General features: G+C 66.6%; 13 protein-coding genes and 2 rRNA genes (1 of these 15 running past the window's edge). 5 read left to right on the forward strand and 10 right to left on the reverse strand.

Going from position 1 to position 19,083, the window contains the following annotated elements; all coding sequences use genetic code 11:
- Positions 1 to 80: 80 nt before the first annotated feature.
- The 4 genes from ACZLIF_RS20070 to glyQ form a co-directional block, all read right to left on the reverse strand.
- The gene (locus tag ACZLIF_RS20070) at positions 81 to 3,938 is read right to left on the reverse strand and encodes a translocation/assembly module TamB domain-containing protein (RefSeq protein ID WP_128987616.1); all 3,858 of its coding nucleotides are present in this window, start codon (positions 3,936 to 3,938) and stop codon (positions 81 to 83) included.
- On the reverse strand, positions 3,935 to 5,731 hold the full coding sequence (locus tag ACZLIF_RS20075) for an autotransporter assembly complex protein TamA (RefSeq protein WP_053517726.1): 1,797 nt from the start codon (positions 5,729 to 5,731) through the stop codon (positions 3,935 to 3,937). Before ACZLIF_RS20075 ends, ACZLIF_RS20070 begins: the two co-directional genes overlap by 4 nt.
- Before the next feature lie 446 nt (positions 5,732 to 6,177).
- Positions 6,178 to 8,253 carry a glycine--tRNA ligase subunit beta gene (gene glyS, locus ACZLIF_RS20080; protein ID WP_065181403.1) on the reverse strand — a complete coding sequence of 692 codons (2,076 nt, stop codon included), beginning with the start codon at positions 8,251 to 8,253 and terminating at the stop codon, positions 6,178 to 6,180.
- 84 nt (positions 8,254 to 8,337) lie between these two features.
- Positions 8,338 to 9,249: a glycine--tRNA ligase subunit alpha gene (glyQ, locus tag ACZLIF_RS20085; RefSeq protein WP_053517689.1), complete on the reverse strand. Its 912-nt coding sequence runs from the start codon at positions 9,247 to 9,249 to the stop codon at positions 8,338 to 8,340.
- A gap of 83 nt (positions 9,250 to 9,332) precedes the next feature.
- On the opposite strand from glyQ, the gene ACZLIF_RS20090 reads away from it, so the two are divergent.
- The 3 genes from ACZLIF_RS20090 to ACZLIF_RS20100 are packed head-to-tail and all read left to right on the forward strand — an operon-like array spanning position 9,333 to position 12,847.
- On the forward strand, positions 9,333 to 11,168 hold the full coding sequence (locus ACZLIF_RS20090; protein WP_128990597.1) for a GspE/PulE family protein: 1,836 nt from the start codon (positions 9,333 to 9,335) through the stop codon (positions 11,166 to 11,168).
- Positions 11,140 to 11,886: a glutamine amidotransferase gene (locus tag ACZLIF_RS20095; protein ID WP_053517686.1), complete on the forward strand. Its 747-nt coding sequence runs from the start codon at positions 11,140 to 11,142 to the stop codon at positions 11,884 to 11,886. Before ACZLIF_RS20090 ends, ACZLIF_RS20095 begins: the two co-directional genes overlap by 29 nt.
- A 49-nt stretch (positions 11,887 to 11,935) precedes the next feature.
- Complete coding sequence (locus tag ACZLIF_RS20100; RefSeq protein WP_065174240.1) at positions 11,936 to 12,847, forward strand: BPSS1780 family membrane protein; 912 nt, start codon at positions 11,936 to 11,938, stop codon at positions 12,845 to 12,847.
- Between the two features lie 73 nt (positions 12,848 to 12,920).
- On the opposite strand, the gene tatC is transcribed toward ACZLIF_RS20100, so the two are convergent.
- The 4 genes from tatC to ACZLIF_RS20120 form a co-directional block, all read right to left on the reverse strand.
- On the reverse strand, positions 12,921 to 13,670 hold the full coding sequence (gene tatC, locus ACZLIF_RS20105) for a twin-arginine translocase subunit TatC (protein ID WP_010482410.1): 750 nt from the start codon (positions 13,668 to 13,670) through the stop codon (positions 12,921 to 12,923).
- Complete coding sequence (gene tatB / locus ACZLIF_RS20110) at positions 13,667 to 14,152, reverse strand: Sec-independent protein translocase protein TatB (RefSeq protein WP_065181400.1); 486 nt, start codon at positions 14,150 to 14,152, stop codon at positions 13,667 to 13,669. The genes tatC and tatB overlap by 4 nt, the downstream gene beginning before the upstream one ends.
- Before the next feature lie 15 nt (positions 14,153 to 14,167).
- Positions 14,168 to 14,395: a Sec-independent protein translocase subunit TatA gene (gene tatA / locus ACZLIF_RS20115; protein ID WP_053517682.1), complete on the reverse strand. Its 228-nt coding sequence runs from the start codon at positions 14,393 to 14,395 to the stop codon at positions 14,168 to 14,170.
- A 75-nt stretch (positions 14,396 to 14,470) separates the two neighbouring features.
- Entirely contained in the window at positions 14,471 to 15,364 is an 894-nt protein-coding gene (locus ACZLIF_RS20120) for a lipid-binding SYLF domain-containing protein (RefSeq protein ID WP_053517681.1), read from the reverse strand.
- Between the two features lie 166 nt (positions 15,365 to 15,530).
- Here ACZLIF_RS20120 and hemH point away from each other — a divergent pair, with 166 nt between their 5' ends.
- Both hemH and ACZLIF_RS20130 read left to right on the forward strand, forming a co-directional pair.
- Complete coding sequence (gene hemH / locus ACZLIF_RS20125; protein WP_053517680.1) at positions 15,531 to 16,493, forward strand: ferrochelatase; 963 nt, start codon at positions 15,531 to 15,533, stop codon at positions 16,491 to 16,493.
- Complete coding sequence (locus ACZLIF_RS20130) at positions 16,490 to 17,344, forward strand: alpha/beta fold hydrolase (RefSeq protein WP_128990599.1); 855 nt, start codon at positions 16,490 to 16,492, stop codon at positions 17,342 to 17,344. Before hemH ends, ACZLIF_RS20130 begins: the two co-directional genes overlap by 4 nt.
- A 66-nt stretch (positions 17,345 to 17,410) precedes the next feature.
- On the opposite strand, the gene rrf is transcribed toward ACZLIF_RS20130, so the two are convergent.
- Positions 17,411 to 17,525: ribosomal RNA gene (rrf, locus tag ACZLIF_RS20135) — 5S ribosomal RNA — on the reverse strand.
- A 125-nt stretch (positions 17,526 to 17,650) separates the two neighbouring features.
- Positions 17,651 to 19,083, reverse strand: a 23S ribosomal RNA gene (locus ACZLIF_RS20140) (it continues 1,447 nt past the right edge of the window).

Here is a 19,083-nt window from a genome sequence, read left to right on the forward strand (position 1 = left end):
TAGCCGCTGGGGCCGGCAGGGGCAACGGCCGATGGTTGGGGGCCGGGCGCGGCCCGGCGCTACCGGTCGATGGCGGCGGGTTACTTCTCCCGCCGCCAGTTGATCGAGCCGCGGTTTTCCACCGTGCTCGACTCCACTTCCACGTCGAAACCGCGGCGCAGCAGATACTTCAGGGTGATCACCGAACCGGCGCCGACCAGCGATACGCCATAGCCCACATACAGCTTGGGCGAGATGTACTTGCCCACGCCGATCACCGATCCGCCCAGCGCGCGCGACTGGCTCACGCCCGCATCGTCCAGGCCCAGCTTGGCCCCCAGCTGCGATGCCAGCAGGCCGCTGCCGGCCGACAGTGCGGCCGAGGCTGCATTGACCTGCTGGGCCTGGTCGCTGCTGGCACCGGTGAGGCTGCGGCCCAGCACCAGGTAGGCCAGCGCTTCGGACTGCGACATCGCCGGGTCGGACCACACGTCCGCACGCGGCTGCTGTGCACGGCCGGTCACGTCGATGCCAGCGGTGACATCACCGATCCGGCGCTCGGCGCGGATGTTGATGCGCGGGTCGGATACGGCGTTGTAGTTCCAGTTGAGGTTGCCGCGGGTGATGGTCAGGTCCTGGCCATAGGCCTTGTAGCGGCCACTGACCTCCAGCCCGCCATTGGCGGTCATCTCGCGACCGGGCTTGGCCCAGACCTGCATCTTGCCGGTCAGCGCGCCCTTCAGGCCGAAGCCGGTCATCTTCACCTTGTCGCCCAGGCTGACGGTCAGGTCCATGTCCAGCGGCGAGGTGCGCGATTCCTCCGGATCGGCCGGGTCCAGCACCACCACGTCCTCGGAAACCGACGTCCCGCGATCCAGCCGCTCAAGATCGATGTCCGCCTCCGGCACATGCACGGTGCCACGCAGCTCCATCGCGGCCTTGGCCAGGGTGAAGTCCAGATTGGGGTTGGCGACGATGCGCAGTTCGCTGGTATTGGACAGCAGCACGTTCTCGCCGTGGATCTTCAGCTGCAGCGGCTGCGCATCACCGAACCAGGACAGGCCGCCATCGACATACAGCGTGCCCTGGCCCGAGTTGGCCTGCGCGGTGATCTTGGCCGAGCCGTCGGGCTGGGCGACGAAGCTGCCCTTGCCCTGGTCGAACGTCAGCCCCAGCGCGGGGAATTCGCCCTTGAAATTGCTCAGCTGCGCGTCGCCGCCCAGCGATGGCTGGCCACGGGTACCGCGCAGGCTCACGTGGCCCTCGATCAGGCCGGTCGGGCGCACGATGTCCGGCGAGAACAGCTCCAGCCAGTACAGCCGCGACATGTTGAGGTAGAGCTCACCGTTCAACGGCGCGCTGGCTTCCCAGCCGGTCTGCATCCTGGCATCGACGAAGCCGTTGCCCTGGAAGCCCATGCCCAGATAGCCCTTGATGCTGGCCGGGGTCATGTCCAGCTTCAGCGAGAACTGGTCATAACGCACCAGTTCGCCCCGGGTGCTGTCGCCACCGACGTTGCGGTTCTCGCCCAGGCGCACCCCGCCCTCCAGCGAACGCACTTCGACGTGTCCTTCCCACGCATTGCCGCGCGGCCGGATCTGCGCATCCAGACCGAGCTCGCCGCGCAGGTAGATGCGACGTCCGGACTGCGGCGGCAGCCACGGCTGCACCAGTGCCAGCGGCAACGCATCGCCGCGCACCACCAGGCCCTCGCGCGGCCAGTTCGCCTGCGCACAGAGCGCCCCGCTGCTGGCGGCAGCCAGGCAGGCCTCGGCCAGCGTGTAGCTGCCATTGTTGATGGCGAAGGCGGCCGGCGCGCGCAGCGCCCAGGCATCGCCCTTCACCGGTGCGATACGCAGCGAAGCCAGTTCGCCCCGCCATTGCTGGCCCTGCTGGCGCACGCTGCCCTGCAGGTCGATCGCGCCCAGTTCGTTGCGGGTCTGTGCCGCCAGGCGCAGGTTCGACACGCTGCCCTGCGCATCGATGTTCAACCGTTCCAGCAGCATGCCGGCGTTGACCTGCTGTCCCTGCACGGCCAGCGTGCCGCTGTCGCCACGCCACGGCAGCCGCCCCTTGATGCTCAGGCTCTCGGCGCCATAGCCATCCCAGTTGAGGTTGTTGCCGACCAGGTCCGCGGTGATGTCCGGTGCGTCACGCGGGCCGGTCACCTGTACCTGCCCGCGCAGGCCGCCATCGGCGCCAGGCAGCAGGTCGCTCAGCTGCAGCGGTTCGAAACGTGCGTCGATGTCCAGGCGGTCGCCCACCTTGCCCGAGGCGGTGACCCGGCTGCTGCCAACGGCCAGCTTCAGCTCGCCCTGGCCCTGTTCACCCTGCAGCGCGAACTTGCCCTGCGCATCGAGATTGCGCTGACGCAGCACGCCCTTCAGCGACGGCAGATCGACCGTGGCTTCCAGCGTGCCGGCAGTACCCGGCGGGGCATTTGCCGGCGGCGGCAGCTGACGGCCCTTGGACGCCAGGTTGCCCGACAGCCGGCCATTCCATCCAGGCACGAAATAGCCCGGATCGAAGTCCTTCAATGTGGCCTTGGCATCCCAGTCCAGCTGCGGTGCCCATGCCACCTGGCCCTCCACCTGCAACTGCCCGCCGGGCGTCTGCGCCTGCAGCTCGCGGATCGAGGCCGCCTGGTCGTTGCCGCGCACGTCGAAACGCAGCTGCGCCTTCTGCTGCTCACGCTCCACGTCGGCACGACCGATCGCAGCCCATGCCTTCAGCGTCCCTGCCAGGCCGAAGCGGGCTTCCTTCAGTGTCACCGGTACGGGCGGACCACCGACGGTGTTCGGATCCTCCGCCGGCACCCAGGTCAGATCATGGGCGATGACCGAGAAATCGAGTTTCTGCTGGTCTTCCTGGCTGAAATCAGCGGTACCTTCCAGGCGTGCCTCGCCCCCCAGTCCCTTCACCACCAGCGGCGAGACCTTCAGCACCTGGTCCTGCAGCGAGATGACCGAGGGCGCCAGCTCCAGCGCCTGCTCGCCCTGCTTCACCGTGCCGCGCAGCTGGGCGTTGCCGCCCTTGCCGGTGGCGCTGAAATCCAGCGCGAGTGGCGCGATGGCCGAACCCGCGAGCGCTGGCGACAGCAGAGCCGGGTCCAGTTCGTCGCTGCGCACGGTCGCGCTCCAGCTCGGATCGGTCCGCCCGTCAAACACCAGCATCGCATGCAGCGGTTTGGGCGCGCGCCCGGCCACGGCCACTTCCATGTGCGCCAGATTGCCCCGTGCAACCAGGCCGAGCGTGGCGGCCGTGCGCCCACGCGGCGCCGGCAGCACCGCGGTGACGGTCACGTCGGTGTCGTAGTCCTTGGCCGGGATGTAGCGGCCCTGGGCGGTGAAGTTGCCCATATCGGTGTCCACGACCAGCGCGCGCGCCTGGAATTCGCCGTTGGCGATTTCCACGCCGCCGCGCACGCGGCTGATGTCGATCACCGGTTCACCGGCCTGGGTCACCCGGAAACCGTCGATGGCGATGGCGTCGGCCTGGATGGCCAGCGGCATCTCGATCTGCGGCAGCGAGTCCGGCCACGACGGCAGCTTGAACGGCTCCTCGCTCTTGGCCAGGTTCAGCGAGGCATTGGTCAGTTCCAGCCTGTCGAGCAGCAGTTTGCGGCCCAGCAGCGGGCGCAGGTCCGGCTCCAGGTACGCGCGCTCGGCATGGAAGTGGATGTCGTCATAGCGGAAGTCGACGTTGTAGAGCGTCAGCGGGCCGGCCACCGGTCCTTCCACCTTGTCCCAGGTGAAGCTGGCACCCACCGGCAGGCGCGCGACCACCTGCGCCAGCAGCACGTCACGGCCGGCCACGGTCTGCAGCAGCCAGTACAGCAGCAGCAGACCGAGCAGGACCAGGCCCAGCACGCCCACGCCGGACCATGCCCAGAAGCGGCGGCGGCGATAGAAGCGCACGCGCGGCGGCGGTGTTCCCGGGGTCTGTGCGGGCGTGCTCACAGGTCCGCTCCGATGTTCAGATACAGCTGGAACTGCGAATCCGGGTTGTTCAGGCCGTGGGCCACGTCGATGCGCACCGGGCCCACCGGCGACTTCCAGCGCACGCCGAAGCCCACACCGGTATGCAGGTCGATGGTGTTGTCGAAGGCACTGCCGGTGTCGACGAACACCGCCGCACCCCAGGGGCCACCGTTGAAGTAGTGCTCGTACTCGGCCGAGCCGATCACCAGGTTCTTGGCACCCAGCGCGTACTTGTCCGGCGCGGGCGTGCGCGGGCCCACCTCGCGGTAGGCATAGCCACGGATGCTGCGGTCACCGCCAGCGAAGTAGCGCAGGCTGGGTGGCATCGCCACCAGATCGCTGGTCCAGGTGGTGCCCCCCTCGCCACGCAGGATCAGGCGGTTGCTTTCGCCCACCGGAACGTACCAGCGAAGCACGGCATTGGCCTGCACGAAGCTGGTATCGGAGCCGGCGCCTTCAACGCCCGCGCGTACGGTGGCCGTGCCGCTGATGCCTTTGCGCGGGAACATCTCGTCATCAACATTGACGTAGTCGGCCACCAGCTGCGGATAGACCAGCGTGGAGGTGTTGTAGACCGCGTCGGTGAACTCGGTACCCGATGCATAGCGCCAGCGCTCGCGCAGCGCGTTGACCGACGCGATCGCGGTCCAGTATTCGTTGATCTCGCCGCTGCGGCTGGCGATCAGCTTGAAGTTGCGCAGGTCGATGTAGTCGGTCTGCTCGTCGTAGGCGCTGGCGGCGAAGGTATACCAGCCATCAAGCCAGGCGAACGCGGGAATCCGGTAGCTGGTCACCAGGCTCTTGCGCTTCTGCGCATAGTCCAGCTGGGTGTTCATCTTGTGGCCGCGGTTGTTGAGGAACCGCCGCTCGACACCGCCGCGTACACCGGGACCACTCTCGCTGCCGTAGCTCAGGCCCGCGGTGTAGATCGTGCGCTTGGCACGGGTCAGCTTGACGTCGACCGGCACCTCACCATTGTCGTCGGCCTGGTCCGGCCGCGGCTGGATGTCGATCACGCTGAAGTAGTCGAGCTTGGTCAGAGACTCGCGCAGCCGGTCCAGCTTGCCTTCGTGGTAGTAGCTGCCCTGTTCCCAGTACACCAGCGGATCGAACAGCTTGTCGACGAAGTAATCCTGCTCGAACCGGACCGGGCCCATGTTGTAGCGGCGGCCGCTGTCCCAGGTCAGGTCGATGTCCGCGGCGTTGTCGGCGCGGGTGATCTGTACCTGGCGCTGGGTGTAATCGGCATCGAAGTAGCCACGCTCGGCCAGGCGGCGGGTGATGGTGATCTTGCTGGCTTCGTACTGGGTATGTTCGAAACGCTGGCCCTTGCGCGGCTTGAAGGCGGTCAGGTCATCCTGCAGGTACTGGTCGTACATGGCCGGGCCGGTGATGTCGATGTGCTCGCGCCGCACCGTCACCGGCGTGCCCTTGTCGACGTGGATCAGCACCTGCACATGCTCGTCCTGGCGCGGCGCCTCCACCGTGATCACCGGGTTGTAGTACCCGAACGGCTCCAACGCCTGCCGGGTCTGCCGCTCGGCCTGTGACAGCAGGTACTCCAGCCGCGATTCACCCTGCTCCTTGCCGATCGTGTCGTACAGCGTGAGCGATTCCTGGATGTTCTCGATGATCGCGGCGTCGTCGCCCTTGTCCAATCCCTTGATGTCCACCTTGTCGATGGTGCCGCGCGCGTGGGCCACGGGGGTGGCGACCAGCGACAGGACCATCAGCGGCAGGGCGTATTTCTTTGGCTGCATGCGGCACAGCATACCGACCCAACGTGACGATGCGAAATGCATCACGCCTTCAGGCATCGGTTGTTAAGTGGCGGTCAAAATACGCGTTACCGACATCATCCGCATGATGTCGGTAACGCCGGGCCATGCCCGGCGGCTTCTTCCGGCACCACACCGCGCGCTCGCCGGGCGCGCCCCGGCGCGACCACTCAGCTCGACAGATGCTCGATCGCGGAATCGCACCGCCGACATCATCCGAACGAGGTCGGTAGCGCCGGGCCATGCCCGGCGGCTTCTTCCGGCACCACACCGCGCGCTCGCCGGGCGTGGCCCGGCGCGACCACTCAGCTCGACAGATGCTCGATCGCGGAATCGCACCGCCGACATCATCCGAACGAGGTCGGTAACGCCGGGCCATGCCCGGCGGCTTCTTCCGGCACCACACCGCGCGCGCGCCGGGCGTAGCCCGGCGCGACCACTCAGCTCGAGAGATGCTCGATCGCGGCGACCTTGCCCAGTCGCTCGCCCAGCAGGGTCAGCAGCGCCAGGCGATTGCCGCGCAGTGCGGGGTCTTCGGCATTGACCATCACACCATCGAAGAATGCATCGACCTGCGGGCGCAGGCGGGCCAGGCGGGCCAGCACGGCCACGTAGTCCTTCTGATGCAGGCTGGCGCCCGTGTCGTCGATGGCTGCGGTGACGGCTTCGGCCAGCGCGCGCTCGGCCTCCTCCTGCAGCAGCGACGGGTCGATCTGGCCCGGAATGTCGCCTTCAGCCTTACGGAGGATGTTGCGGATGCGCTTGTTCGCGGCGGCCAGGGCCTCGGCCTCGGGCAGCGCTGCAAACGTGCCGATCGCGTCGAGGCGGCGATCGAAGTCGTACAGCGACGCCGGCTTCAGTTCGGCGACCGCGTTGAAGTGGGTGGCCGGCACGCCCTTGTCGGCGTAATAGCCCTTCAGGCGATCCAGGATGAAGTCGTACAGCTCACCCACATCGGCCTGCACGCCACGCGCAGCCAGGCCCTGGTTGGCGCTGGCCAGCAGCGCGCGCAGGTCCAGCTCGAAGCCACTCTCGATGATCGTACGGGCCAGGCCCAGTGCGTTGCGGCGCAGGGCAAAGGGATCCTTGTTGCCGGTCGGCTTCAGGCCCGCCGCGAACCCGCCGGCCAGTGTGTCCACACGCTCGGCGATGGCCAGCACCTTGCCCAGCGGCGACAGCGCGATGTCATCGCCACCGAAGCGCGGCTGGTACGCCTCGTCGAGGGCCAGCGCCACGTCCGGCGATTCTCCGCCCGCCACCGCGTAATGGCGGCCGGCGATGCCCTGCAGTTCCGGGAACTCGTTGACCATGCGCGACTGCAGGTCGTTCTTGGCCAATTCCGCGCTGCGGCGGGCCTGCACCGGATCGGCACCCACCTGCACGGCAACCGCTTCGGCCAGCGCCGCCACGCGCGCGACCTTGTCCGCCACGCTGCCCAGCTTGGCCTGGTAGGTCACGGTCTTCAGGCCCTCGCCCATCGCGGCCAGCCCCTGCTTCAGGTCTTCATCGAAGAAGAACTTGGCATCGGCGAAGCGCGGGCGGATCACGCGTTCGTAGCCCTTGGCCACTTCGGCCACATCCTTCGACTCGATGTTGGCGATGCCGATGAACTTCTCGGTCAGTGTGCCCGCGTCATCCAGCACCGGGAAGAACTTCTGGTTGATCTCCATCGTTTCGATCAACGCTTCCTGCGGCACGGCCAGGAAGGCGCGCTCGAAGCTGCACAGCACTGCCGAGGGCCACTCGACCAGGTTCACCACCTGCTCAAGGTTGTCCTCGGTGATGCGCGCACTGCCGCCAGCCTTGCCGGCGGCGGCTTCGACCTCGGCGACGATGCGCGCGCGGCGCTCGGCCGGGTCGACCAGCACATGGGCCGCGCGCAGCGATTCGACGTAGTCCTGCGGCTGGGTCAGCCACACGGTCTTGTCATGGTGGAAGCGATGGCCACGGCTCATGCGGTCGGCCTTGAGGCCGAACAGCTCGGCCGCGACCACATCCTTGCCGTGCAGCAGCACCAGCCAATGCACCGGCCGCGCGAAGCCCCAGGGGTGGTCGCCCCAGCGCATCGGCTTGGGGATCGGCATGGCGGCGATGGCCTCGCGCAGGATCTCGGGCAGCAGATCGGCGGTGCTCGCGCCCGGTGTCACCGCACGATGCACGAAACGCTCGCCCTTGTTGTCGGTGGTCTTCTCCAGCGCGGTCCAGTCGATGCCGGCCTTGGCGGCGAAGCCCTGCAGCGCCTTGGTCGGCTGGCCTTCTGCATCCAGCGCGATGTTCAGGTACGGGCCCAGCACTTCGCTGTGCTGCTCCGGCTGTTCCAGGCCGACGCCCGGCAGCAGCACGGCCAACCGGCGCGGGGTGGACAGCGGACGTGCATCGCCCGTGTCCAGCGCAATGCCGCGCTTGCGCAGGCCTTCGACAACACCGTCGAAAAACGCCTGGGCCAGGCCCGGCAGCGCCTTGACCGGCAACTCCTCGGTGCCCAGTTCGATCAGCAGGGGGGACAATTGGCTCATCGGTTCGATCCTGTGGTGGGGGGCGCAGCGCGCAACGCGTCCGGCGCCCCGGGGGTGATGAAAAGCAGGGTGGGAGAGCGGCCGTCAGGCTTTCTTCGCGCCCGGGAAGCCCAGCTTCTCGCGCTGCTCGTAGTAGGCCCGGGCCACCGCCTGGGCCAGCGCACGCACGCGCAGGATGTAGCGTTGGCGTTCGGTCACGCTGATGGCGCGGCGCGCATCCAGCAGGTTGAACGTGTGGCTGGCCTTCATCACCTGCTCGTAGGCCGGCAGCGGCAGGCCCACTTCGACCAGCTTCTGCGCCTCGCGCTCGCAGGCGTCGAAGCGGTGGAACATTTCTTCCACGTCGGCATGCTCGAAGTTGTAGGTGCTCTGCTCCACCTCGTTCTGGTGATAGACGTCACCGTAGGTCACCGGCTGCCCGTCCGGCCCGTAGGTCCACACCAGGTCGTAGACGTTGTCGCAGTTCTGCAGGTACATGCACAGGCGCTCGAGACCGTAGGTGATCTCGCCCAGCACCGGACGGCACTCCAGGCCACCGGCCTGCTGGAAGTAGGTGAACTGGGTCACTTCCATGCCGTTGAGCCAGACCTCCCAGCCCAGGCCCCAGGCACCCAGGGTCGGCGACTCCCAGTTGTCCTCGACGAAGCGCAGGTCGTGCACCAGCGGGTCGATGCCCAGCGCCTGCAGCGAATCCAGGTACAGCTGCTGGATGTTGTCCGGCGCCGGCTTCATCGCCACCTGGTACTGGTAATAGCGCTGCAGGCGGTTCGGGTTCTCGCCGTAACGGCCGTCGGTGGGACGGCGCGAGGGCTGCACATAGGCCGCGTTCCAGCCTTCCGGACCGATCGCACGCAGGAAGGTCGCCGGGTGGAACGTACCGGCGCCCACCTCCAGGTCGAGCGGCTGGATGAGCACGCAGCCCTGCTGGGCCCAGAACTGGTTCAGGGTCTGGATCAGGCCCTGGAAGGTGATCGGAACGGTCGGGGTCGCGGACATGCGGACGATTCTTGGCCGGCAAGGGGGTGCGCTAGTATAACGGCCGACCTGCGGGGCATTCCGTACCCGGGAGGAGCAGGCAGATGGAACATCGGCTGCCGGCGGGCACGCCCGGCGAGCCCGGCGCGGTACCGCTGCCGTGGGGCCGCCTGCTGTTTGAACAGGTCTCGGCCGCACTGCTGGCCGATGGCCTGGTGGCCGGGCAGGACCGCGAGCGCGTGCGGTTTTCCGCGCAGGGCGCCCGCAACGCCAGTGAAGTCCATCCGCTGGTACTGCTGTCCAACCTCAAGCTTGCCGCCAGCGACGGCGGAGAACTGACCCTGGAACGCCTCACCGAGTGGCTGGCGCGGCGCACCAGCACCCGCTACCTGCGCATCGACCCGACCCGCGTCGATGTGGCGGCGGTCACGGCCCTGGTTTCGCACGCCTATGCGCGCCGCCATCGCTTCCTGCCACTGGCGGTGGACGCCGAACGCGTGCTAGTGGCGACCAGCGAACCGCTGGTACAGGAATGGCGCCGCGACCTGCAGCACCTGACCCGCCGCCGCATCGAGCTGGCCGTGGTCAATCCGCTGGACCTGCACCGCTACACCATGGAGTTCTACGGCGTCACGCGCTCGGTGCGTGGCGCGCGCGGCGACATGCGCGGCGAGGTGAACACCGCCCTGCCCAGCTTCGAGCAGCTGGTCGAGCTCGGCCGCACCGGCGACGTCAATGCCGACGACCAGCACATCGTGCACATCGTCGACTGGCTGCTGCAGTACGCCTATGAGCAGCGTGCGTCGGACATCCACCTGGAACCGCGCCGCGAGATGGGCCGCATGCGGTTCCGCATCGATGGCGTGCTGCACAAGGTGTTCGAGGTGCCACCGGCGGTGATGACCGCCGTGGTCAGCCGCATCAAGGTGCTGGGCCGCATGGACCTGGCCGAGCGTCGCCGGCCGCAGGATGGCCGCATCAAGACCCGGTCACCGGGTGGGCGCGAGGTGGAAATGCGCCTGTCGACCATGCCCACAGCGTTCGGCGAGAAGTGCGTGATGCGCATCTTCGACCCGGATGCGGCGTTCAAGAGCATCGACCAGCTGGGTTTCAGCCCGCAGGAGGCTGCCGGCTGGAACGCCCTGGTCGAGCGTCCGCACGGCATCGTGCTGGTGACCGGCCCGACCGGCTCGGGCAAGACCACCACCCTGTACTCCACGCTCAAGCGCCTGGCCACCCCGGACGTGAACGTGTGCACGGTGGAGGATCCAATCGAGATGATCGCGCCGGAGTTCAACCAGATGCAGGTGCAGACCAACATCGACCTGGACTTCGCCAGCGGCGTACGCACCCTGCTGCGGCAGGATCCGGACATCATCATGATCGGCGAGATCCGCGACCTGGAAACCGCGCAGATGGCGGTACAGGCGTCGCTGACCGGCCATCTGGTGCTGTCCACCCTGCACACCAACGACGCCCCCTCGGCCATCACCCGCCTGCTCGACCTGGGCGTGCCGCATTACCTGCTGGCCTCCACCGTCAACGGCATCCTCGCCCAGCGCTTGGTGCGCACCCTGTGCCCGCACTGCAAGCAGCCGCATACGCTCGGTGCCGCCGATTGGGCGGTACTGGCTGATAGCCATGCCGCATATCCAGATGCCGCCACGCCCTGTCGGCCGGTCGGTTGCCTGGAGTGCCGGCGCACCGGTTTCCTCGGCCGCATCGGCCTGTATGAGTTGCTGCCATTGGGTTCGCGGCTTCGCGCGCAGATCCGCGCCGACATGGATCTGGCCGGTTTCAGCCGTGCCGCCCGTGCCGAGGGCCTGCGGACCCTGCGCCAGGCGGGGCTTGAAAAGGTGGCGCAGGGGCTGACTACAATCGAGGAAGTCCTGTCTGTCCTGCCGCCCCCGGATGAACCCAGCGCCCTTCCTGATTCTTGAAACCGGCCGTCCAGTGCCCTCGCTGCGTCGTTATGGGCGTTTCCCGCACTGGATCCGCGTCGCCGCCGGCCTGGAAGAACACGAGACGGTGGTGGTCGATGTCGAACACGGCGGCGTCCTGCCCGACCCGCGCGCGTTCGCCGGGGTGATGGTGACCGGCTCGGCCGCTTTCGTCACCGACCACGCCGACTGGAGCGAGCGCAGCGCGGCGTGGCTGCGGCAGGCCGCCCACGATGACGTGCCGGTGTTCGGCATCTGCTACGGGCACCAGCTGCTGGCGCATGCGCTGGGCGGCGAAGTGGCCTACAACCCGGCCGGACGCGAGTCGGGCACCATTGAACTGGAGCTGCAGCCGCAGGCAGCACAGGACCCCCTGTTCCAGGGGCTGCCGCAGCATTTCGCGGCACACGCGACCCATCTGCAGACCGTACTGCGTGCCCCCGAGGGGGCCGCCGTGCTGGCACGGTCGCCGCAGGATGGCTGCCATGCCTTCCGCTGGGGCCGGCAGGCGTGGGGCGTGCAGTTCCATCCCGAGTTCGCCACCCACCACATGCGCGGCTACGTGCGTGCGCGGGCCGACTGCATCGGCCGCCATGGTGGCTGCGCCCGCAGCATCGAGCGCGCGGTCAGCGCCGCCCCCCTGGCCCGGCAGCTGCTGCGCCGTTTCGTCCGCCAGGCACGGCAGTCTTCAGCCCAGCCGGCGGCAAAACAGGGATAATCGGCGGCGCGGGTACTGCCCGCTCCCCTTCTGTCCTCTCCGGATGTCCATGAAAGAGATTCGCAAGCTGCCGGCCTCGGCGGGCGCCCAGTGGTTGCTGGATACGTTCTCCCTGTACCGGCGTGCACCGCTGCAGCTGGCGCGGATCGGCCTGACCTGGATGCTGGTCAGCTGGGTGGTCACCCTGCTGTCCACCCTGGTGCCCGGCGCGCTCGGTCTGGCCGTGCAGCTGATGACCCTGGCCGTCTCGCCGATCATGTTCGGCGGCATGCTGTACGCCATGGGCGAGATCGACGACGGCCGGCCCGGCCTGGTCACCCACCTGCTGCAGCCGATCCGTGACCACCGCGTCAGCCACCTGCTGGTGCCGCTGGCGATCCAGGTACTGGTGGTCCTGCTGCTGGGCGTGCTGCTGTACCTGATGATCGGTCGCGAAGGCTTCGCCGCCTTCAGCGACGTCATGGCACGGATGGAAGAGATCGCCCGCAGCAACCAGCAGGTCAGCCCCGAAGCCGCCGCCGAACTGGTCGCCCAGCTGCCGGCCACGCGCATCGCACTGTGGATGCTGCTGGTGTTCGTGACCGCCATCGCCCTGACCCTGGCGATGTTCACCCAGCCAGCGCTGGTGGTGTTCGACAAGCAGAGCGGCATGCACGCGCTGCGCCTGAGCCTGCAGGGCTGCATCGAGAACATCGCGGCGATGGCGGTGTTCGCTGTGCTCGGCGTGATCGCCGCCTTCTGCGGCTACATCCTGTTCGTGATCGTGATCCAGATCGCGATGCTGCTGGGGGGGCAGATGGTGGCCGTGTTCATCGCCCAGCTGCTGCTGACCACCGTGGTGATGCCGCTGTACGTCGGCGCGGTGTATGCCGCCTGGAAGCAGATGTTCGTGCACCGTGGCAGCCGTGGCGCTCCGCCGCTTCCGGCCACGCCGCCGGTGAACGACGTCTTCCACGCCTGAGCACGCCCAACGGTAGCGCCGGGCCATGCCCGGCGGGCTCTACCCATGCCGGGCATGGCCCGGCGCTGCCGCATCACGCGGCGGGCTTCTTCACCACCGAGGACGGCACCAGCCATCGCGCGGCATGGATGCCCAGTTCGTACAGCAGGCACATCGGGATCGCCAGCATCAGCTGCGAGACCACGTCCGGCGGCGTCAGCACGGCCGCCACCACGAAGATGCCCACGATCGCGTAGCCACGGCCTTCCTTGAACTGCTGCGGCGTCACCCATCCCAGCAGCACCAGGATCACCATCGCCACCGGCAGCTCGAAGCTGCCACCGAAGGCGAAGAAGATCGCCAGCACGAAATCCAGGTAGGCGTTGGCATCCGGAGTGATCGCGATCACATCGGGGCTGAAGGTGGTGAGGAAGTGGAACACCGCCGGCAACACCAGGAAATACGCGAAGGCGCAACCGGTGTAGAAAAGCAGCACCGACGACACCAGCAGGGGCACCGCCAGGCGTTTTTCGCGGGCATACAGTCCCGGCGCGACGAAGGCCCACAACTGGTACAGCAGCCACGGCACCGCCACGAACAGCGCGACGAAGAAGGTCAGCTTCAACGGAGCGAAGAAGGCGCCGGCCGGGTTGGTGGCGATCATCGTCTGGCCGTTCGGCAGCTGCGAGACCAGCGGTTCGGCCAGCGCGTTGTACAACTTCTGGGTAAAGGGCAGCAGTGCCAGCAGCACCACGCCCAGGCCCAGCAGCGCACGCACCAGGCGGCCGCGAAGCTCCACCAGATGCTCAACCAGCGAGCTCTCGCCGAAATCCTGTTCGCTCATCGGCCGCGCTCCTCGCTCTGCGACGCTGGCACCGGACGGGTGTCGTCTACATCCGCTGCGGATGCAGCGGACGCCCCGCCGGCATCGGCCGCAGTGCCGTCGCCCATGGACGCGGGAGGTGCAGCCTGCTGTGCCTGGCTGACATGCGGCGGCAGGTCCGCCGGCGCCGGTGCCCGCGTCTCCTGCGCCAGCGCATCACCCTGCTGCTGTGCCTGCGCGGCTTCGCGACGGATCGCCTCGCCGCTGGCACGCAACTGGTTCTCGGTGTCCTGCATGCCCTGCCGCACGTCCTGCATCTGCCGCTTGATCTCTTCGGCCTGCAGTTCGCGCTCCAGTTCCTGTTTCACCGAGTCCCACTGATTGCGGGCACGACGGACCCACAGGCCGGCAAAACGGGCCGCCTTGGGCAGACGCTCGGGACCGAGCACCACCAGGGCGACCACCGCAATGACCAGCAGTTCGCTGAAGCCGATATCAAACACCGCGACCGCTCCGGATCAGCGTGCGTTGCGGTCGTGCTCGTCCTGCGCGGTGCGCGAGGCGTCCTGGCTGCGCGTCTCATCGCCCAGCTGCGCGTTCGGCTTGTCCTCGTCGCGCATGCCCTTCTTGAATTCCTTGACCGCCGAACCGAGGTCCTTGGCGCCGCTGGTCAGACGCTTGGTGCCGAACACCAGCAGGACGATGGCCAGCACGACCAACCAATGCCAGATGCTGAAACTGCCCATAAAGACGCTCGTTACGTTAGTGATCAGGCTGTCGAGCATAGCGCACCGGCCGTTAGCCGGCGCGCGTGACGAAAGTCAGTTCCCGCCCAGCGTCTCCGTGCGGATTTCGCCTTCATTGACCGGCTGGAAGCCCTGCTGCTGTGGTGGCGGGTTCTGCGGCACGTTCTGCAGGGGCGCGGTGGTGGCTTCCGCCGGGACCGCCGGGGCTGCCTGAACAGGCGGCGGTGCGACCGTCGGCGCCGGAGCCGGGCGCGAGGCCGTGCCACCATTGCCACCGCGGTTGTTGCGCGCGGCATAGGTCGCCTCCTCCAGGCGATCACGGAAGGCGACCACATCCATCGACGGCGCACCTGCTGCCCGGCCCTCGAAGATCATCCGCGGCGTGGTGTTGCTGCCATAGGCGTCAAGGTTGGCGGCATCGTCGATCTGCAGCACCGCACCGTCCAGGGCGACGCCGGCGAACAGGCCACGCGCACGCGACCACGACCAGATTTCGGCCTTGAGCTGGCCGTCGGTGGCCGCGGCCGCATTGCGGCCGACCGGACCGGCCGCCACACCGGCATCGGCGCCCAGGGTGAACTTGCCGTTGACCAGGTTGTCCAGGCTGCGGTCGTTGCGGAACACCAGCACCACGTCCGACGACTGCACGCCGGCCTGGAAGCCAATGCTGCCGCCGGTGAGCTTGACGAAGACCGGGTTGGACCACGCGCCGTTGGGCATGCGGACCGACATCAGGCCATGCCCACGGCGGCCACCGATGACCAGGCCTGCCTTGATCGTGTCGGGAATGACGATGACCGCGCGGCCTTCGTCGAGCAGTTTGTCCGGAATCCCCTGTTCAGGGATTTCCTGGATTTCAGCCAGCACACGCACCGCGTTGCGGGCGCGCTGGTCTTCCTGCGGCCCGGCCATGGCCTGGCTGGACAGCAGGCTGGCGGCGATCAGCAGGGCTTGGATCGGGCGACGCATGGCAGGCTCCAGAAGTCAGTCCATAGGAAGATATAGCAAGTGACTGAAATTAGTAGTGTTGTGATGAATCGGCAATGAGCGTCATCGGTCCCGCATCGGAGATGACTATGCCTGCGATGCAGATCCTGCATCCCGATACAGCGGCAGATCGGCGACAATGAGCCCCATGCTCGACGCACCCGATACCGCCGTGCTGGCGGTCAACCTAGGCACGCCCGAGACGCCGACGGCCCCCGCCGTACGCCGTTACCTGGCCGAGTTCCTGTCCGACCCGCGCGTGGTCTCGATTCCGGCGCTGCTGTGGCAGCCGCTGCTGCGCGGCCTGATCCTGCCATTGCGCAGCGGCCGCTCGGCCGCCAAGTACGCCCAGGTCTGGCTGCCCGAGGGCTCGCCGCTGATGGTCCATACCCGGCGGCTGGCGCAGGCCATGCAAGCTCTGCTGCCGACCCTGCGCGTGCGCCATGCGATGCGCTATGGCGAACCCGCATTGACCGCGGAACTGGACCGGCTGGCGGCGGAAGGCGTGCGGCGCATCGTCGTGCTGCCGCTCTATCCCCAGTATTCGACCACCACCACCGCATCGGTGGAGGATCGTGTCGATGCCTGGCAGCGCAGGAATCCGGGCATCACGGTCAGCCTGGTACAGGACTACTCGGTCGACCCGGACTGGGTCGCGGCCGTGGCAGCCTCCATCCAGCGCTACTGGCAGGCGCATGGCCGTGGCCAGAGGTTGATGTTCTCCTTCCACGGCATTCCACAGCGCCTGGCCGATGGCGGTGATCCCTATCCGCAGCGCTGCGAGGCCAGTGCGCAGGCGATCGCCAATGCGCTGGGCCTGGAACGGAGCGAGTGGCAGCTCGGCTACCAGTCGCGTTTCGGGCGCGAGCGCTGGTTGCAGCCGTATGCCGAACCCAGCCTGTGGGCGCTGGCCGAGGCCGGCGTGAAGCAGATCGACGTGGTCTGCCCCGGCTTTGCCACCGACTGCCTGGAAACGCTGGAAGAAGTCGAGATGGGATTCACTGAAACCCTCGCCGAACGCGGCGCACGGATGCGTTACATCCCCTGCCTCAACGATGGATCCGAGCACGCGCGTGCGTTGGCACGGCTGGCCGTGGCCTCGCTGGCATGAGCCTGCAGGAGTTCGAACTCGAGGTCGGCGGCGCGCGCGTGGCCGGCCTGCGCAATCACGGGGAGGGCCCGCGTGTGCTGGCCCTGCATGGGTGGTTGGATAACGCCGCCAGCTTCGTGCCACTCGCGCCGCATCTGCCCCATCTGGATCTGGTGGCCATCGACCTGCTTGGCCATGGCCACAGCGCCCATCTCCCGGCCGGCGCCAGCTACACCACCGCTGCCGCGATCTGCCACGTCCTTGACGTGGCCGACGCGCTGGGCTGGGAGCGCTTCAGCCTGCTCGGCCATTCGATGGGTGCGGGCATCGCCAGCCTGACGGCGGCGGTCAGTGACCGCATTGAACGCCTGGTCGCCATCGAAGCGCTGGGTGGCCTGCGGGGACCGGAAGAGGACACCGCGCATCGGCTGCGTGAGCATGTGACTGCCACGCGCGCGCTATCGCGCAAGCAGCTTAGGGTCTTTCCCGATCTCGCCGCGCCGATCCGCGCGCGGATGATGACCAACCAGCTCAGTGAAGGCTGCGCGCGCCTGCTGGTCGAGCGCGGGGTCGAACCCGTAGAGGGCGGCTATCGCTGGTGCAGCGATCCGCGCTTGATGCTGCCCACCGCCATCCGGCTCAGCGAGGGCCAGATCGACAATCTGCTACAGGCCATCGCGTGCCCTACGCAGGTGATCTACGCGACTCCCGCGCAGTCGTACTATCCCGAGCCGATGCGCAGCGAGCGACTGCAGCACCTGCGCGACGGGCGCCTGGCCGTGTTTCCGGGCAACCATCACCTGCATATGGAAGCGCCCGCCCAGATCGCGGCAGTGATCCAGCCGTTCCTGGGACACGGCAGCGCCGGCTGAAACATCGGCTGCTGAAACGCATAAAGAAAAACCCCGCTGCGTGAGCAGCGGGGTTTTGGGTATAAACCCTGGCGATGACCTACTCTCGCATGGCTTGAGCCACACTACCATCGGCGCAGCTGCGTTTCACTTCCGAGTTCGGGATGGGATCGGGTGGTTCCACAGCGCTAATTTCACCAGGGAGGCTTTTGGAGAGTCGCACTCGTCCCGAGGGACAAGGCGCCAGCCTCGCATAGTTCTTGTGACGTAGCGTGCACTTGGATGCTCTTACGACGTTGTCGTAAAGCCAAGGCAACTTGAGGTTATATGGTCAAGCCGCACGGATCATTAGTATCAGTTAGCTCAATACATTGCTGTACTTACACACCTGACCTATCAACCACGTAGTCTACATGGTTCCTTCAGGGGGCTTGTGCCCCGGGAGATCTCATCTTGAGGCGCGCTTCCCGCTTAGATGCTTTCAGCGGTTATCGCTTCCGAACATAGCTACCCGGCAATGCCACTGGCGTGACAACCGGAACACCAGAGGTTCGTCCACTCCGGTCCTCTCGTACTAGGAGCAGCCCCTCTCAAATCTCCAACGCCCATGGCAGATAGGGACCGAACTGTCTCACGACGTTCTGAACCCAGCTCGCGTACCACTTTAAATGGCGAACAGCCATACCCTTGGGACCGACTACAGCCCCAGGATGTGATGAGCCGACATCGAGGTGCCAAACACCGCCGTCGATATGAACTCTTGGGCGGTATCAGCCTGTTATCCCCGGAGTACCTTTTATCCGTTGAGCGATGGCCCTTCCATACAGAACCACCGGATCACTAAGTCCTAGTTTCCTACCTGCTTGATCCGTCGATCTTGCAGTCAAGCACGCTTATGCCTTTGCACACAGTGCGCGATGTCCGACCGCGCTGAGCGTACCTTCGAGCTCCTCCGTTACTCTTTAGGAGGAGACCGCCCCAGTCAAACTACCCACCATACACGGTCCCCGACCCAGATAATGGGCCCAGGTTAGAACGTCAAGCACGACAGGGTGGTATTTCAAGGATGGCTCCGCCACAGCTAGCGCCATGGTTTCATAGCCTCCCACCTATCCTACACAGACGAACTCAACGTTCAGTGTAAAGCTATAGTAAAGGTTCACGGGGTCTTTCCGTCTTGCCACGGGAACGCTGCATCTTCACAGCGATTTCAATTTCACTGAGTCTCGGGTGGAGACAGCGCCGCTGTCGTTACGCCATTCGTGCAGGTCGGAACTTACCCGACAAGGAATTTCGCTACCTTAGGACCGTTATAGTTACGGCCGCCGTTTACTGGGGCTTCGATCAAGAGCTTCGCCTTGCGGCTGACCCCATCAATTAACCTTCCAGCACCGGGCAGGCGTCACACCCTATACGTCCACTTTCGTGTTTGCAGAGTGCTGTGTTTTTGATAAACAGTCGCAGCGGCCTGGTTACTGCGACCCTCTTCAGCTATAGCTCGCATGAGCCACCAAAAAGGGTGCACCTTCTCCCGAAGTTACGGTGCCATGTTGCCTAGTTCCTTCACCCGAGTTCTCTCAAGCGCCTGAGAATTCTCATCCTACCCACCTGTGTCGGTTTACGGTACGGTCTGCGTAAGCTGAAGCTTAGGAGCTTTTCCTGGAAGCGTGGTATCAGTGACTTCGCCTTAAAGGCTCGTCTCGGTGCTCGGTCTTAAAGGATCCCGGATTTGCCAAAGATCCAAACCTACCGCCTTTCCC

The organism is Stenotrophomonas sp. 2201_Sma (genome assembly GCF_056486685.1).